The sequence below is a fragment of the Actinophytocola sp. KF-1 genome (assembly GCF_054661535.1).
Window position 1 is genome coordinate 711,913 of the sequence record NZ_BAAFVK010000002.1, and the last position, 14,966, is coordinate 726,878.

Below are 14,966 nucleotides of genomic sequence, written 5' to 3' on the forward strand. Positions count from 1 at the left end.
CGCGTCTCCTCTCGCGACCGCTGTGGTGTTCAGCGGGTTTCCAACAGGGTCTTGCCGATCGTGGCGCGGGACTGGATCGCCGCGTGGGCGTCCGCTGCCCGCGCCAGCGGGTACCGCTGCCCGATGACGGGGTGCAGCCGTCCCGCGGCGGCCTCCGCAAGGGCGCTCTCGGTGCAGGCACGCAGCTCCGCCGGTGTCGCTGCCGGACGGACGAGCGTGACCCCGCGTGCAGCCGCCTCGTCCTCGGAGATCGAGGTCCACGCGCCGCTCGCCAGGCCGAAGCTCACCATCCGGCCGCCGCGGTCGAGCAGGTCGAACGACGTGCGCCCGATGTCGCCACCGACGCCGTCGAAGACCACGTCCACCGCACCCACCGCGTCGCGGACCCGCTTCGGCCACCCGTCGTCGGTGTAGTCGACGGCCACGTCCGCGCCGAGGTCCGTCGCCACCGCGACCTTCCGCGCGCCACCCGCGGCGGCGACGACCTGCGCGCCCGCCGCCTTCGCCAGCTGCACGATCAGGCTGCCGACGCCACCCGCGGCCGCCTCGACCAACACCCGGTCGCCCGGCCGGACCTCGGCGGCGCGGGTCATCATGGTCGCCGTCCTGCCGTCCGCGAGCAGGGCCACCGCCACGTCGAGCGGGACCTCGGCAGGCACCCGGAACAGCGCGGCCGCGTCGACCGCCACCCGTTCCGCGTAGCCGCCCGAGCCGCCGGTGCTGCTGACGACACGGGTGCCGAGCAGCCCGGTGTCGACGCCGTCGCCGACCGCAGCGACCACACCGCCCACCCCGTTGCCGGGCACCATCGGCAGCGTCGCCGCGAACGGCCCGTTCCCGCTCGCCCGGAACTGCGTCTCGACGAACGTGATGTTGGCGTACTCGACGTCCACCACCACCTGCGCCGGCCCCGCGACCGGGTCCGGTGCCTCGCCGACGGTCAGCACCTCGGGTCCGCCGAACTCCCGCAACCACACTGCACGCATCAAGTCCTCCGCTCAGTAGGACCTCAGCGTGCAACCTCCAGCAATGTGGAGGTCAACGGCGACACGGCGCGTCGTGCGCGGTTACTCGTCCGACCTGCCGAACGGGAGACCGCTCAGCCGAGTACCCGAGCCCCCGCCCGTGATCGCCGCCTGCAGCCGGTCACCGAGCAGACCGAGCGTCGTGGCCATCAGCGTGACCAGCGCCAGCACGGCCACCATCAGCCAGAAGCCGACCTCGGTGTGCGTCACCTCGGTCACAGCGGTCCGCAGCCGGTCCCCGTCCTGGCTCTCGGCCGCCCCGGTCTGCCGGGCCCAGTCAAGCAGCGCGTCCTGCAGGTTCGACTTGGCGACGCTCATCGTCACGACGGTCGTCACCAACGTGGCCGCCGCCAGCACGCCGCCCGTCAGCAGGCGCGCCTTCAGGTGCGGGATCAGCGCGGTGAGGACCCCCGCGGCCGCGAGCACGGCCAGACCGATCGCGAGGAGCCGCACGCCGGGATCCGGCGGGTCGGACAGCGCGGTCGGGCTTTCGGGGTCGTCGGCGAGCCGCTTGAGCTCGTCCGGCACCTCGGGGTCGGTTCCGCTGACGAGGTGGCTGCCCGTGTACGTCGCTCCCGCCTCGCCGTAGCCGGGGACGTCGCAGGACGCCGACACGAACGGCAGGAGGAAGAACAACAACAGCACCAGCACGAACCCGGCCGGGCTCGCGAAGCGCGACAGGAACCTCACAGACGACCCCTTGGTAGACGACCGGGTCCGCAGGGTAGCGAACCACACCGAGCACCGGGTGGCGCGCGACCCCGAGCGCGGCTGGGGCATGATGGGCGCTCGTGACAGAGCACTTCCAGGTACATGGCGGCGCGCGCTTGGCCGGTGAGGTCGACGTGGTCGGCGCCAAGAACAGCGTGTTGAAGCTGATGGCGGCGGCGTTGCTCGCCGAGGGCACGACAACGCTCACGAACTGCCCGCAGATCCTGGACGTGCCGTTGATGGCCGAGGTGCTCCGCAGCCTCGGCTGCGAGGTGACCATCGAGACGGACACGGTCACCATCACCACCCCCACCGACCTCAACCACCGTGCTGACTCGCCCGCCATGGGCAAGCTCCGCGCCTCGGTGTGCGTCCTCGGGCCGCTGGTCGGGCGCTGCAAGCGGGCCGTGGTCGCGCTGCCCGGCGGGGACGCGATCGGCGTGCGGCCGCTCGACATGCACCAGAACGGCCTCCGCCAGCTCGGCGCCCGCAGCGAGATCGAGCACGGCTGTGTCGTCGCCGAGGCCGAGGGCCTGCACGGCGCCCAGATCTGGCTGGACTTCCCGAGCGTCGGCGCCACCGAGAACATCCTGATGGCCGCCGTGCTCGCCAACGGCACCACGGTGATCGACAACGCCGCGCGCGAGCCGGAGATCGTCGACCTCTGCCTCATGCTGCAGCAGATGGGCGGCAAGATCGAGGGCGTCGGCACGTCTACGCTCACCGTCCACGGCGTCGACGCGCTCCAGCCCACCGAACACCGCGTGATCGGCGACCGCATCGTCGGCGCCACCTGGGCCTTCGCCGCGGCGATGACCCGGGGTGACGTCACCGTTCGCGGCGTCGACCCCCACCACCTCGACCTGGTGCTGGAGAAGCTGCGCACCGCGGGCGCCGAGGTGTCGATCATCGACGACAAGTCGTTCCGCGTCGTCCAGCACGACCGCCCCACCGCCGTCGACTTCGTGACGCTGCCGTACCCGGGCTTCGCCACCGACCTGCAGCCGTTCGCCATCGCTCTCACCTCGATCGCCGACGGCACCTCGATGATCACGGAGAACCTGTTCGAGGCCCGGTTCCGCTTCATCGAGGAGATGGTGCGCCTCGGCGCGGACGCCCGCACCGACGGCCACCACGCCGTCGTGCGCGGGGTGGAACGCCTGTCGAGCGCCCCGGTGTGGGCGTCCGACATCCGCGCGGGTGTCGGCCTGGTGCTGGCCGGCCTGTGCGCGGACGGCGTCACCGAGGTGTGGGACGTCTTCCACATCGACCGGGGTTACCCGGGCCTGGTGGAGAACCTGGTGAAGCTCGGCGCGGACGTCCGGCGCGTGGCAGGCGACCCGGAGCGCAACTGACCACCGGCACCGTTCAGGTGCCGGGCCCCGCGCCACGTCGCGGCAGGGCCGCGCGCTGGAGTTATTCGGCATTGGTCTTGCTTCTTTTGCGGTCGCGGACCCGGACCACGACGAAGACCACGATCGCCAGCGCTATCGCCGCGATGACGACCTTCTGGAAGATGCCCGCGTACTCGTCGACGACCTGCCAGTTGGCGCCCAGCAGGTAGCCGGCGACGACGAAGACCGAGTTCCAGATCAGGCTTCCCAGCGTGGTGAGGGAGAGGAACTGCCACATCGGCATGCGTTCCACGCCCGCCGGTAAGGAGATGAGGCTGCGGAACAGCGGCACCATCCGGCCGAAGAACACCGCCTTCGTGCCGTGCTTGAGGAACCACTTCTCGGTGCGGTCGAAGTCGGACGGTTTCATCAGCGGCGCGCGGATGATCAGGGCCCGGACCCGGTCGCGGCCGAGCCACGCGCCGATCCAGTAGGTGAGGACCGCGCCCACCACCGAGCCGAGAGTTGTCCAGAACAGCGCCATGAACAGGCTCATGGTGCCCTGGCTCGCGGAGAAGCCGGCCAGTGGCAGCACGAGCTCGCTCGGCATCGGCGGGAAGATGTTGTCGATGCCGACCAGTAACGCCGCGCCCGGTCCGCCCAGCTTGTCCATGAGGTCCACCGCCAGGCTGGCGAGACCTCCTGGCTGGTCGGCGGCTGCCACGATCATCGATTGGCTCCTTCGGGTCGGGGATGGACGATCGCAACGCTATGTGGTCGATTGTGGGCGCGCTATGAGGAGATCCGTCCGATTTGTGTGTGGATGTCCGCAGTAAAACATTGTGGACAACCACAGTTCGCAATCGCCCCGGCCTCGCTAGCCTGGACCCATGCGCTTCATCTCCACCCAGTTGCACCGAGCCTTCCGGGGCACGGTGGGCCTCGTGCTGGGTGGTCTCACGGCGCACGTGGAGCTGTTCTTCGTTCTCATAGTGACGCCCGTGCACGCCGTCCGCCCCGCCAGCGAGCGCATCGAGGCGATGGGCACGTGGCTCGTCAACCTCAACCGCCGCAGGCTCGTCGCCTACCTCGACTTCGACGACCTCTTATGCGTGTCGCCCAACTGGCAGCGCACCCAGTCGTACCTGGTCCGCCGGATGGCCGTCGCCGTGACCGGGGTGGCGATCCTCCTGTTCATCGGCATCGGTGTGTTGTCCGCCGCGATCATGGGCTGGCAGGTCGTCACCGGCCGGTCCATCGGCGGTGGCGACGACGGCAACACCTGGTACGAGATCGGCGCCATCATCGCGGTGGGCAGCATCCTCATGTTCGGGGCGGTGTGGGGGCTCATCGGCGTTGCGACCCTCGAGCGGTCGCTCGCCAACCACTACCTCGGGCCGACCGAGGAGGAGTTGCTGCGCAAGAGGGTGTCCCAGCTGGCCACGACCCGGGCCGGCGTGGTGGAGGCCATCAACGACGAACGGAGGCGAATCGAGCGCGACCTGCACGACGGCGTGCAACAGCGGCTGGTGGCGCTGGGGCTCCTGCTGGGCAGGGCGCTGCGGGCGACGGACCCCGAACGGGGCCAGGAACTCCTGCGGCAGGCACATGAGGAGTCGCAACAGGCGTTGCGTGACCTGCGTGAGGTGACGTGGCGGGTGTACCCGACCGCGTTGGACGAGGGCGGGTTGCACACGGCATTGGAAGGAGTGGCCGAGCGGTCGAGCGTGCCGGTGCGGTTGCGGTACGGGCTGGCCGAACGACTGGACCTGGCGACGGAGACGGTCGCGTACTTCGTGGCCTCGGAGGCGGTCACCAACGCCCTGAAACACGGCGAGCCATCGGCGATCGAGATGGCGGTCATGCCAGGGGAAAACGGGATCGTGGTGTCCGTACAGGACAACGGCCGCGGCGGCGCGGATCCGAGCGGATCCGGGTTGTCAGGCCTGGCCAGCAGAGTAGCCGCGGCGGACGGTCTGTTCACTGTGGACAGTCCGCTCGGCGGACCGACGGTCGTGCGAGCGTGGTTGCCAGTGCTGGTGCCTGTCCCGGTGTGACACGTGCGAGCCGAACCGGGCCGGTCCAGGTTGGAGCTGGCCGGGCTGTGCCGGTTGGCGAGGCCCTGCTGGATGCTGGGCCAAGCCGGACTGGCGCGGGCTTACGAGCCGGTTGGCATGGCTGCTCCGGGTCGGCTGAGTTGAGCCGTGCAGGCTGCCTGGGCTGGCTTGGCTAGCCGGACTAGCACGGTTGCGCGCACTCGGCGTGGCTGGGCTCGAGTTAGCCGGCTTGGCTTGGCCGGGCTCGGGTTGGCTGGACTCGGCTGGGCTCGGGTTGGCTGGCTTGGTCGGGCTCGGGTTGCCAGGTGGGTTGGCCTGCGCTGGCTCGGCTGAGCCGGACTGGCACGGTTGCGCCGCTTGACTTCGTTAGGTCCGGTTTAGCCGGGGCTTCGCTGCGGCCGGGCTTGGTTTAGCCGGGCTGTGCCGGTTGGCTGACTGTGCTGGATCGGCTGAGTCAGAGTGGCTCGGTTGCGCCGATTTTGCTGGGCTGGCCTCGGTTTGGTCGGACTTGGCTGGGGCCGGGCTTGGTTCAGCCGTGGCTGGGCCGGTTGGCGAGGCTCAGTTGGATAGCCGGGCCGGGGTGGACAGGCCGGTTGGGATGGCTGCTCTGGGGCGGCTGGGTTGAACCGCGGGCTGCCTGGGCTGGATCAGCTGGGCCGGAGTGGCCAGGTTGCGCTGGCTTGGCTCGGCTTGGTTTGCCGGACTTGGCTGGGTGGCTTGGTGTAGCCGGCTGGCTTGACCGAGTTTGGCGGGCTCCGCTTGGTTTGGCCGCGCTTGGGTTAGGTGGGATTGGTTTGGCTTGTGCTAGCCGGGCGTGGGCTGGGTTTGGCCGAGCTGGTTTCGGATTTGGCTGAGCGGGCTGGGTTGGGCAGGCCGGGCTGCCTCGGTTGGCTGGGCTTGCCGGTGGACTGGCTGGCCCAGCCGGGGTTGGCGGGATCAGCTGAGGCGGGTGCCTGAGTCACTGGCCTGAGGCGACTCGGGCGCGTCGGATGGATGGGCATCCGCGTGGGGCTTGGCTGGTTGGCTTGACTGGGTTGGGTCAGTTCGGTCTGGTCGGTTGGACAGCCTTGGTCGGGCACTTGGCGGCTGAGATGGGGCAGCTGGGGGTTCGCTGGCGCGGTTCGGGTGCGGCTGCGCTCGCGGAGTCGCTCTGACTGGGTTGGTCCGGCTTGGTCTGGTCCGGCCTGGTCCGGCCGGACCAGGCCGGGGCTGAGGCTGGGCTGGTGCAGGCGGGGCTCGTCCGCTGTGCTGGATCAGCTGGCCGGGGAGGTGCTGCGGATTGGTGAGTTGAGCGGGCTGGGGTGCATTGGCCCGGTCAGGTGAGTGAAAGGCGGCTGTTTGATTGGGCTGGCTCGCCGGGTTGCGCGGGACGGGCTGGCGGTGGTGAGTCGAGTAGCCGACTGGTCCGGTCTGGATGGGCTGGTTGACTCTGGCTGGCCTTGTAGGGACGCGGTTGTTGAGTGGTTCAGGAGGAGTTCGCCGGTGGGATCGCGTGAGGGGTTGTCTTGAGGGTTGTTCTCGCTGAGGACTCGACTCTTCTGCGTGAAGGGCTGGTCCGGTTGCTTGCCGAGGAGGGGCACGAGGTCGTCGGTGCTGTGGGGGACGGGGACGCGCTGGTGGAGGTCACCGGGCGGGAGTTGCCTGATGTGGTGGTCACCGACGTGCGGATGCCGCCTACCAACACCGACGAAGGGCTTCGCGCGGCGTTGGTTATTCAGGAGCGGTGGCCGGGGGTTGGGGTCCTCGTTCTTTCGCAGTACGTGGAGACGCGGTACGCCGGGCAGTTGCTGGGGCGGGACCAGGGCCGGGTCGGTTACCTGCTGAAGGACCGGGTCACGCAGGTCGGGGAGTTCCTCGACGCGCTGGAGCGGGTCGCTTCCGGCGGGGCCGCTTTCGACGAGGAAGTGGTTCGGCGGCTGGTCGCCCGGCCGGCCAAGGCGGACCCGCTGACGACGCTCAGCGAGCGGGAACTGGTCGTCCTCACGCTGATGGCCGAGGGGCACACGAACAGCGCGATCGGGAAGCGGATGCACGTGTCGCGATCAGCGGTGGAGAAGTTCGTCAACTCGATCTTCCTCAAGCTCGACATCAGCAGCGACTCCGACTACCACCGGCGGGTGCTGGCGATTCTGCGTTACCTGGCCTCCTGACGTTGTGCTCCACCCCACCTGCGGGTAAGAAACATGGGGCACCTCGAACGGCAACCTCGGAAGGGGTCCGCATGCGAACCCGCCGCTTCGTACCGGCACTTGGTCTTCTGCTCACCGCCGGGCTCGTCACCGCGCCGGTGGCCGGCGCCGATCCTGGGAAGGTGCCGGTCGCCACCGGGTACGGCGGGGCCGTCGTCTCCGACACGATCGAGTCCACCCGGGCCGGGATCGACATCCTGAAGAGAGGCGGCACCGCGGCCGACGCGGCCGTCGCCGTCGCGGCGACGCTCGGGGTCACCGACCCGTACGTCGCCGGGCTCGGGGGTGGCGGGTACTTCGTCTACTACGACGCGCGTACCCACCGGGTCTCCACCATCGACGGGCGGGAGACCACGCCGCGAGCGGGTGGCCCGACGATGTTCGTCGACCCGGCGACCGGGCAGCCGTACGCGTTCCCGACCGCCGTGAACAGTGGGCTCGGGGTCGGGGTGCCCGGCATGCTCGCCACCTGGGAGCGGGCGCTCGACAAGTGGGGTCGCTTCTCGCTGCGGGACAACCTCAAGCCCGCCATCGACGTCGCCGAGCGCGGGTTCACCGTCGACGCCACCTTCCGGGAGCAGACCCGGCAGAACCAGAAGCGCTTCAGCCAGTTCGGGTCCACCGCCGAGCTGTTCCTCCCCGGCGGGCAGCTGCCCGAGGTCGGCTCCACCCTGCGCAACCCCGACCTCGCCGCCACCTACCGGCAGATCGCACGCCAGGGCACCCGCGCGCTCTACGGCGGCGACATCGGCGCGGACATCGTGGCCGCCGTCCAGGAACCGCCCGTCGCGCCCGGTGCCACCATCGACCCGCTGCCCGGGCTGATGACCATCGACGACCTCGCCCGCTACCGGACCATCGACCGCAAGCCGACGCACGTCAGCTACCGCGGGTACGACGTGTACGGGATGGCGCCCTCCTCCAGCGGCGGGATCACCGTCGGCGAGTCGCTGAACATCCTCGAACGGTTCCCGCTGTCCCGCATGGACCGCACGCAGGCCCTCCACCACTACCTGGAGGCCAGCAGGCTCGCGTTCGCCGACCGCGGGCGCTACATCGGCGACCCGGCCTACGTGGACGTCCCGCAGCGCGAACTGCTGTCCGACCGCTTCGCCAAGCAGCGTGCCTGCGAGATCGACCCAGACGCCGCCGCCCCCGGCGCCGTGCCGCCCGGTGACGTGCACGCGGGCGGGCAGTGCACACCCGACAGCGCGGCCACGCCCGACGGCAACCAGGGCTTCCACACCAACCACTTCGTCGTCAGCGACCGGTGGGGGAACGTCGTCTCCTACACGAACACCATCGAGCAGCTCGGCGGCAGCGGGATCGTCGTCCCCGGCCGCGGCTTCCTGCTCAACAACGAGCTGACCGACTTCAACTTCGCCCCCACGCAGGGTGACGCGCCCGACCCGAACCTCGCCGCGCCCGGCAAGCGGCCGCGGTCGAGCATGTCGCCGACGATCGTCCTCAAGCACGGCAAGCCGTTCCTCGCGGTCGGCTCGCCCGGCGGGGCCACGATCATCACCACCGTCCTGCAGATCCTCGTGAACCGGATCGACTTCGGCATGTCGCTGCCCGAGGCCATCGCCGCGCCGCGGGCCTCCCAGCGCAACGCCGCCACCACGCAGGTCGAACCCGCCTTCCAGCAGCTGCCGGAGGCCGCAGGCCTGCAGGCGCTGGGCCACACCTTCGCGATCCGCGACACCAGCCCGCTCGACCCGTCGATCAAGATCAGCCCGGACATCGGCGTCGCGTCCGGGCTCGAGTTCACCCGCCACGGCAAGGTCATCGCCGCGGGTGAGCCCGTCCGGCGGGGCGGCAGCGCGGCCGCGGTCGTCCACCCGGCAGGCTGACGTGGATCAGGTGGGGGTCCGGCCACCCGGCCGGACCCCCACCTGACCGGTCAGTCCGCGAGCAGTGTCCGGATGGCGACCTCGCGGTCGGACGGGAAGACCAGTATCCGCATCCCCTCGCCCTCCGGGTCGGGGACGGTCGTGGCGCGGACGCCCGCCTTCTGCAGCCGTTCCTCCACCACACGGGCCGCCGTCGACGACGGCACCTTCGCCACCTCGCGCAGCAGGCCGTAGTCCTTGCGGTGCGCCTTGTCCGTGTCCAGGCTCGACGCCCACCGCAGCACGACCGCGAACAACGCCATCACGCACAGGCCGACCAGCAGGATCAGCAGCATGGACACCCGTCCATTGTCGCGCGGCCCGCGCGCCCGCACCAGGTGCTCCTGCGGCATTCACCACACACGGGCTGCCGACCAGGTTACCGGCCAGTACGCTCGGGTGAACCGCGCCAACGGAGGTGGTTGGAGATGCCGTACCCATCCGACGCCGAGCGGGACCGGCCGTGGGTGATGCGGACCTACGCAGGCCACTCGTCGGCCGCCGCGTCCAACCGGCTCTACCGGCGCAACCTGGAGAAGGGGCAGACCGGCCTGTCGGTCGCCTTCGACCTCCCCACGCAGACCGGGTACGACCCCGACCACGTGCTCGCGCGCGGCGAGGTCGGCAAGGTCGGCGTGCCGATCAGCCACATCGGCGACATGCGGCAGCTGTTCGACGGCATCCCGCTCGCCGGGGCCAACACCTCGATGACCATCAACGCCACCGCGATGTGGCTGTTCGCGCTCTACGTCACCCTCGCGCAGGAGCAGGCCGAGGAGCAGGGCGCCGACTGGCACGAGGTCGTCGCGAAGCTCGCGGGCACCACCCAGAACGACATCATCAAGGAGTACCTGTCCCGCGGCACGTACGTCTTCCCGCCCGGGCCGAGCCTGCGCCTGATCACCGACATGGTGGCGTGGACCGTCGCGAACGTGCCGAAGTGGAACCCCACCAACATCTGCAGCTACCACCTGCAGGAGGCGGGCGCGACCCCGGTCCAGGAGGTCGCCTACGCGATGTGCACGGCCATCGCCGTGCTCGACGCCGTCCGCGACTCCGGGCAGGTGCCGCAGGAGAAGATGGGGGACGTCGTCGCGCGCATCTCCTTCTTCGTCAACGCGGGTGTCCGGTTCGTCGAGGAGATGTGCAAGATGCGTGCGCTCGCCCAGCTGTGGGACGAGATCACGCGCGACCGCTACGGCGTGGCGAACCCGAAGCACCGCCGCTTCCGCTACGGCGTGCAGGTCAACTCGCTCGGGCTGACCGAGGCGCAGCCGGAGAACAACGTGCAGCGCATCGTGCTGGAGATGCTCGCGGTCTCCCTGTCCCGCAACGCACGCGCCCGCGCGATCCAGCTGCCGGCGTGGAACGAGGCGCTCGGCCTGCCGACGCCGTGGGACCAGCAGTGGGCGCTGCGCATGCAGCAGGTGCTGGCGTACGAGACGGACCTGCTGGAGTACGAGGACATCTTCGACGGCTCGCCCGTGATCAAGGCGAAGGTGGACGAGATCGTCGCCGGGGCGAAGGCCGAGATCGAGCGGGTGCAGGAGATGGGCGGCGCGGTCGCGGCCGTCGAGAGCGGGTACATGAAGACCCAGCTCGTCGCCTCGCTCGCCGAGCGCCGCCGCCGCATCGAGGCGGGCGAGGAGATCGTCGTCGGCGTCAACAGGTTCGAGAACACCGAACCGAGCCCGCTCGAGGGCGAGGGCGCCATCGAGACGATCAAGCCCGAGGTCGAGCAGGAGGCCGTCGAGGCCATCAAGCGGTGGCGGGAGAGCCGCAACCAGTCCGAAGTGGACAAGGCGCTGGAGCTGCTGACCGCCGCCGCCCGCACCGACGCGAACCTCATGGAGGCGACCCTCGCGTGCGCGAAGGCCGGGGTGACGACGGGGGAGTGGGCAGGCGCGCTGCGCGAGGTGTTCGGCGAGTACCGCGCCCCGACCGGCGTCTCCGGGGCGTCCTCGGGCGGTGACGGCGCCGGCGAGCTGGCCGCCGTGCGGGAACGGGTGCGCAGGACCGGCGAGGAACTCGGCGGCAGGCTGCGCATGCTGGTCGGCAAGCCGGGGCTCGACGGGCACTCCAACGGCGCCGAGCAGATCGCGGTCCGCGCCCGCGACGTCGGGTTCGAGGTCGTCTACCAGGGCATCCGCCTCACCCCGGCGGAGATCGTGGCCGCCGCGGTGCAGGAGGGCGTGCACGTGGTGGGCCTGTCGATCCTGTCCGGCTCGCACCTCGCGGTGGTGCCGGACGTCGTCGACGGGCTGCGGGACGCGGGTGCCGCCGACGTCCCCGTGGTGGTGGGCGGCATCGTGCCCCCGGCCGACGCGCGGCAGCTGACCGAACGCGGCATCGCCAGGGTGTTCACGCCGAAGGACTACGAGCTGACCCAGATCATGAACGAGATCGTCGATGTGATCAGGTCGGCGCACGGGCTGGACTAGCCTGCGGTGCGTGGGAATCCGACGACGTGACCTCCTGCGCGCGGGCGTGGTGCTCGGCGCCGCCGCGCTGACCGGCTGCACCACCAGGTTCGGCGGCACGCCGGTCGCGGCGACGACGCTGCCGCCGTCGGCGACGGCGCCCGGCACGGTGCGGCTGGGCGTCACCCAGTACCGCCCGTACGCCTACACGGACGACGCAGGCGAGCTGACCGGTGAGGTCGTCGAGGTCGTGCGCGCGATCTGCGACGAGCTCGGCAGCGAGCTGACGGTCGTGGTGCTGCCGTACGACGCGGTCCTGCCCGCGGTGGAGGCGGCCCAGGTCGACGTCGTGGGCGGACTGTCCATCCGGGCCCGCAACTGCGCGACACTGGACTTCACCGTGCCCGACCACGTGTCGCTGACCGCGCTGGTCGTCCCGGCGGGCAACCCGAAGGGGATCACCACGTACACCGAGGTGGTGGCGAAGAAGGCGCGGCTCGGGATCGTCGCCGGCTCGCTCGAGGTGACCACGGCCGACGAGGCGGGCGTGACGGGCGTCCAGCTCTTCCCGACCGCCGACGAGCTGCTGGCGGCCGTCACGGCCGGGAAGATCGACTGCGCCGCCTACGACGACATCACCCTGCGTGACATGCTCACCCGCGTGACCGGGCTGGAACTGCGGCCACCGTTCGAGCCGGAGAGCGGGTCGCCCCGCTACGGCTTCGGCTTCCGCAAGGGCGACGACTCGGGGCTGCGTGACGCGTTCGACCAGGTGCTCACCCGAATGCACGACAGCGGTGACTGGTTGCGGATCGCGGCACCCTTCGGATTCACCGAGAGCAACATCCCGGACACGGACCGCGTCGGCGACCGGGCCTGCGCGCGCTAGCCCGGAGCGTTACCGGACCTATGTTTCGGTTGCCTAACGGACTCCGGCGATCTTACGTGGATCTTTGACCAGTCCTGATCTCGCCCCCTACGTTGAATTGCCATCGAGACGCGATCACGCCGAGCGAACGTAGTGAGGTTTGGAACGATGGCGAACAACTGGACACGACGCGACTTCTTCAGGTTCGGCGCGGTCGCCGGCACCGCCGTCATCGGCGGTCCCGCACTGCTGACGGCCTGTTCCGAGGTCCCGCAGGGCGGTTCCGGTGCGGGCGGGACCCTGCAGAGAATCAAGGAAGCCAAGACCATCAAGGTCGGCATCGCCGGCGAGGTCCCCTATGGCTATTCCGAAGGCGGCAAGGTCACCGGTGAGGCGCCGGAAGTCGCCAGGGCGGTGTTCAAGGCGATGGGCGTGGACACGGTCGAGGCGACGCAGGTCGAGTTCGGACAGCTGATCCCCGCGCTGAACGCCGGGGACTTCGACATGGTGGCCGCGGGCATGGCGATCAAGCCGGACCGCTGCCAGAACGCCGAGTTCTCCAATGTGGACTACGTGACGCCCACCGCGTTCATGGTGCCGAAGGGCAATCCGGAGGGCGTCAAGAACTTCGAGGACGTGAAGGCCAAGGGCCTGAAGATCGCCGTGCTGTCCGGCACGATCGAGCAGAGCGTGGCGAAGGCGACCGGCATCGAGGACGGCAACATCCAGCCCTACGACGGCCAGCCGGAGCTTTTCCAGGCGCTGCAGGACAACCGCGCCTACTGCGGGGCGCTCACGGACATCTCGCTCAAGGAGCTGCTCAAGCAGAACTCCGGTGCGCCGTTCGAGGTGACCGACGGCTTCGTGCCGGTGGTCGACGGCAAGGACCAGGTCCAGGCCGGTGGTTTCGTGTTCCGCAAGGGCGAGACCGACCTGGTCGAGGCGTTCAACGCCGAGCTGGACAAGCTGCACGAGTCCGGTGAGTGGCTGGCGATCGTCAAGCCGTTCGGGTTCACGGAGGACAACCTGCCGCCGAAGGACCTGACCACGGCCCAGCTCTGCGAGGGCGCCTGAGTTCGTCGTGTTCGACAACCTCTCGTTGTTCGTCAGCACGATCGCCGAGGGGGTGCTGCTGACGGTCGAAGCGACCGTCGGCGGCATCCTCATCGCGACCGTGCTGTCGTTCGTGTTCGGTCTCGCGATGCTGGCGAAGTCGCGGACGGTGCGCGTACTCGCGCGGATCTACGTCGAGATCTGGCGGGGCACCTCGGAACTCGTGCAACTGCTGTGGATCTACTTCGTGCTGCCGGTGCTGGTCGGCTACCGCGTCGTCCCGCTGGTCGCGGGCATTGTCGTGCTGGGACTGAACTTCGGCGCGTACGGCGCGGAGATCGTCCGCGGGGCCGTGCGGTCGGTGCCGAAGGAGCAGTACGAGGGCGCCGTCGCGCTGAACTTCACGCGGGCACAACGGATGCGGCGGGTGATCCTGCCGCAGGCACTCGTGGAGATGGTGCCGCCGTTCAACAACCTCTTCGTCCAGCTGCTCAAGGGCAGCTCGCTGTTGACGATCATCTTCGTGCACGAGATGACCTACCAGGCACGTGAGGTGCTGATCGACCGGCACATCGACCAGGCGTGGCTCATCTGGACGATCGTGCTGCTCTTCTACCTGGTGCTGGCCGTTCTCATCACGGCGGGGATGCGGGCGCTGGAGCGGTGGGCCGGGAAACTGGTCGGCCGCAGGCCGGCGCGGGCGAGGACCCTGCGGTCCATGGTGCTCAGCACCAGGACGGGGGTGGCGCCGTGAACGACGTCTGGCAGTGGGACTACTTCTGGGAGGTCCTCCCGGAGGTGGCGGGCAACGGTCTGCTCGTCACCGTGCAGGCCACCGTCTACGGCTCGGTCATCGCGTACGTGCTGGGGCTCGTGTTCGCGTTGCTGCGCCGGTCGCCGTTCCGCGTGGTGCGCGGCGTGACGTGGGCGGTCGTGGAGTTCATCCGCAGCACGCCGCTGCTCGTGCAGATCTTCTTCCTGTTCTTCGTGTTCCCGGACTTCGGCATCAAGTTCGACCCGCTCACGACCGGCGTGATCGCGCTCGGGCTGCACTACGCGACCTACGCGGCCGAGGTCTACCGGGCGGGCATCGAGGCCGTGCCGCCGGGGCAGTGGGAGGCGGCGACCGCGTTGAGCCTGCCGAAGGCACGCACGTGGCGGGCGGTGATCCTGCCGCAGGCCATCCCGCGCGTGCTGCCCGCGCTCGGCAACTACACGATCTCGATGCTGAAGGAGACCCCGCTGCTGCTGGCGATCGGGGTCCTGGACATCGTCGGCGCGGCACGCGAGGCGGGGTCGGAGACCTACCGGTTCGTCGAGCCGATCACCACCGCGGGCCTGCTGTTCCTCGTGCTGAGCTACTCGGCATCCCTACTCGTTCGATGGTTGGAGCGTCGTGTCGGAACCGTCCACTGAG

Annotated in this window: 13 protein-coding genes; 9 read left to right on the top strand and 4 right to left on the bottom strand. The window is 69.9% G+C overall.

The features are described 5' to 3' along the window. Nucleotides 1-29 precede the first annotated feature (29 nt). Nucleotides 30-986, bottom strand: coding sequence for a zinc-binding dehydrogenase (locus tag ACYQ77_RS09175; RefSeq protein ID WP_459709377.1), 957 nt, complete (start codon nt 984-986; stop codon nt 30-32). Between the two features lie 81 nt (nt 987-1,067). After that, on the bottom strand, nt 1,068-1,715 hold the full coding sequence (locus ACYQ77_RS09180; protein ID WP_459709378.1) for a hypothetical protein: 648 nt from the start codon (nt 1,713-1,715) through the stop codon (nt 1,068-1,070). 101 nt (nt 1,716-1,816) lie between these two features. Here ACYQ77_RS09180 and murA point away from each other — a divergent pair, with 101 nt between their 5' ends. Continuing rightward, the gene (gene murA / locus ACYQ77_RS09185) at nt 1,817-3,091 is read left to right on the top strand and encodes a UDP-N-acetylglucosamine 1-carboxyvinyltransferase (RefSeq protein ID WP_459709380.1); all 1,275 of its coding nucleotides are present in this window, start codon (nt 1,817-1,819) and stop codon (nt 3,089-3,091) included. Between the two features lie 61 nt (nt 3,092-3,152). On the opposite strand, the gene ACYQ77_RS09190 is transcribed toward murA, so the two are convergent. Then, entirely contained in the window at nt 3,153-3,800 is a 648-nt protein-coding gene (locus ACYQ77_RS09190; RefSeq protein ID WP_459709382.1) for a DedA family protein, read from the bottom strand. Nucleotides 3,801-3,960: 160 nt separating this feature from the next. On the opposite strand from ACYQ77_RS09190, the gene ACYQ77_RS09195 reads away from it, so the two are divergent. The 3 genes from ACYQ77_RS09195 to ggt all read left to right on the top strand — a co-directional run bounded on the left by ACYQ77_RS09195 (nt 3,961) and on the right by ggt (nt 9,169). After that, nucleotides 3,961-5,127, top strand: a complete 1,167-nt coding sequence (locus tag ACYQ77_RS09195) for a sensor histidine kinase (protein ID WP_459709384.1) — start codon at nt 3,961-3,963, stop codon at nt 5,125-5,127. 1,505 nt (nt 5,128-6,632) lie between these two features. Beyond that, the gene (locus ACYQ77_RS09200) at nt 6,633-7,277 is read left to right on the top strand and encodes a response regulator transcription factor (RefSeq protein WP_459709386.1); all 645 of its coding nucleotides are present in this window, start codon (nt 6,633-6,635) and stop codon (nt 7,275-7,277) included. Nucleotides 7,278-7,348: 71 nt separating this feature from the next. Further along, a complete protein-coding gene (ggt, locus tag ACYQ77_RS09205; RefSeq protein WP_459709388.1) occupies nt 7,349-9,169 on the top strand; it encodes a gamma-glutamyltransferase in 1,821 nt (606 codons plus the stop codon). A gap of 50 nt (nt 9,170-9,219) precedes the next feature. Here the strand turns inward: ggt and ACYQ77_RS09210 are convergent, their stop codons facing one another. Beyond that, on the bottom strand, nt 9,220-9,561 hold the full coding sequence (locus ACYQ77_RS09210) for a hypothetical protein (RefSeq protein ID WP_459709389.1): 342 nt from the start codon (nt 9,559-9,561) through the stop codon (nt 9,220-9,222). A gap of 75 nt (nt 9,562-9,636) precedes the next feature. On the opposite strand from ACYQ77_RS09210, the gene ACYQ77_RS09215 reads away from it, so the two are divergent. The 5 genes from ACYQ77_RS09215 to ehuD all read left to right on the top strand — a co-directional run bounded on the left by ACYQ77_RS09215 (nt 9,637) and on the right by ehuD (nt 14,965). Beyond that, complete coding sequence (locus tag ACYQ77_RS09215; RefSeq protein ID WP_459709391.1) at nt 9,637-11,649, top strand: methylmalonyl-CoA mutase family protein; 2,013 nt, start codon at nt 9,637-9,639, stop codon at nt 11,647-11,649. A gap of 10 nt (nt 11,650-11,659) precedes the next feature. After that, nucleotides 11,660-12,517, top strand: a complete 858-nt coding sequence (locus tag ACYQ77_RS09220) for a transporter substrate-binding domain-containing protein (protein ID WP_459709393.1) — start codon at nt 11,660-11,662, stop codon at nt 12,515-12,517. Nucleotides 12,518-12,664: 147 nt separating this feature from the next. Next, nucleotides 12,665-13,570: an ectoine/hydroxyectoine ABC transporter substrate-binding protein EhuB gene (gene ehuB, locus ACYQ77_RS09225; RefSeq protein WP_459709395.1), complete on the top strand. Its 906-nt coding sequence runs from the start codon at nt 12,665-12,667 to the stop codon at nt 13,568-13,570. A 7-nt stretch (nt 13,571-13,577) separates the two neighbouring features. Beyond that, nucleotides 13,578-14,303, top strand: a complete 726-nt coding sequence (gene ehuC / locus ACYQ77_RS09230) for an ectoine/hydroxyectoine ABC transporter permease subunit EhuC (protein WP_459709397.1) — start codon at nt 13,578-13,580, stop codon at nt 14,301-14,303. Further along, nucleotides 14,300-14,965: an ectoine/hydroxyectoine ABC transporter permease subunit EhuD gene (gene ehuD, locus ACYQ77_RS09235; protein ID WP_459709399.1), complete on the top strand. Its 666-nt coding sequence runs from the start codon at nt 14,300-14,302 to the stop codon at nt 14,963-14,965. Before ehuC ends, ehuD begins: the two co-directional genes overlap by 4 nt. Nucleotide 14,966 lies beyond the last annotated feature (1 nt).

Coding starts and splice junctions, on each gene's coding strand:
- ACYQ77_RS09175 (WP_459709377.1), bottom strand. CDS start 986: ATGCGTGCAGTGTGGTTGCGGGAGTTCGGCGGACCCGAGGTGCTGACC.
- ACYQ77_RS09190 (WP_459709382.1), bottom strand. CDS start 3,800: ATGATCGTGGCAGCCGCCGACCAGCCAGGAGGTCTCGCCAGCCTGGCG.
- ACYQ77_RS09195 (WP_459709384.1), top strand. CDS start 3,961: ATGCGCTTCATCTCCACCCAGTTGCACCGAGCCTTCCGGGGCACGGTG.
- ggt (WP_459709388.1), top strand. CDS start 7,349: ATGCGAACCCGCCGCTTCGTACCGGCACTTGGTCTTCTGCTCACCGCC.
- ACYQ77_RS09210 (WP_459709389.1), bottom strand. CDS start 9,561: ATGCCGCAGGAGCACCTGGTGCGGGCGCGCGGGCCGCGCGACAATGGA.
- ACYQ77_RS09215 (WP_459709391.1), top strand. CDS start 9,637: ATGCCGTACCCATCCGACGCCGAGCGGGACCGGCCGTGGGTGATGCGG.
- ehuB (WP_459709395.1), top strand. CDS start 12,665: ATGGCGAACAACTGGACACGACGCGACTTCTTCAGGTTCGGCGCGGTC.